This is a genomic window from Sphingobacterium prati, from assembly GCF_013167215.1.
Lineage (GTDB): Bacteria > Bacteroidota > Bacteroidia > Sphingobacteriales > Sphingobacteriaceae > Sphingobacterium > Sphingobacterium prati.
The window spans coordinates 1-813 of sequence record NZ_JABJWY010000010.1; the positions used below are offsets into that span (position 1 = coordinate 1).

The window sequence follows — 813 nt, forward strand, 5'->3', positions numbered from 1 at the left end:
TGCTCTACGCCTGCCGACTCTCCTTCGGTTGTTACCGCAACATAGTGGTCAAGGGCAAAGTCCGCTGTTGAAAGATTTACGTTTGCTTTTTCAGTTTTTGATACTGGCGTCTCAGCTGCCATAGCGAAAGTGGATACTGCGATTAAAGCTGCTGCTGCGAATGTTTTTACTAGTGTTTTCATAATGTCTTTATTTTATTGTGTTAGTTTTTTTGTTCTTATTTGTTGATTCAAAACTACAACACAATAGGCCCCTAGCCTATGGGCTTTAGACCAACGAAGAAGAAAACTCGGTGAATGGCGGGAATGGGGAGGTGAATTTTATTTTAGCAAAAAAAATAGCATGGCTCCAATTTAAAAGAAAAAATAAACGCCAGTTTCCCTTTTTATAGCTTCTTCAAACAGACTAATAATTTCTTCCATAAGCTTCTGAATACTGTCAACTTTTAACCTTACATTTTTTAAATATTTTAACCCTTTCTCTAGTAATAGCTTATCCGTAATAGCATCATCTTCAAAATCATCTATTAAACAGCCTAGCATATTATTTAAATCTGAAAATACACCGCAAGCATCTAATTGATAAAATTGCGACTCTGAGAGAACTAACTGGATCAAATCATGATCTCCGGCTTCATGAAAATCCAATAACTCTTCTGCCCTTTTGTCTTTTGGTGTAACGATATAACGGTTTTTCATATAACGGTAATCCTACGGTTGAACCTCTGTGTACTTTTAAAATAATATATTGAAAATAGTGGCCGTGACATCACTTTATCAAAAATAATTTACTCCAATAAAACTATTTCAAATT

2 protein-coding genes are annotated in these 813 nt (G+C 34.9%); both read right to left on the reverse strand.

Annotation, left to right across the window (positions count from 1 at the left end; translation table 11 throughout):
* Positions 1 to 182, reverse strand: a 182-nt coding sequence (locus HPC41_RS02750; RefSeq protein WP_172392468.1) for a hypothetical protein, incomplete at its 3' end; no start/stop codon positions are given.
* 171 nt (positions 183 to 353) lie between these two features.
* On the reverse strand, positions 354 to 698 hold the full coding sequence (locus HPC41_RS02755; RefSeq protein ID WP_172392469.1) for a hypothetical protein: 345 nt from the start codon (positions 696 to 698) through the stop codon (positions 354 to 356).
* Positions 699 to 813 lie beyond the last annotated feature (115 nt).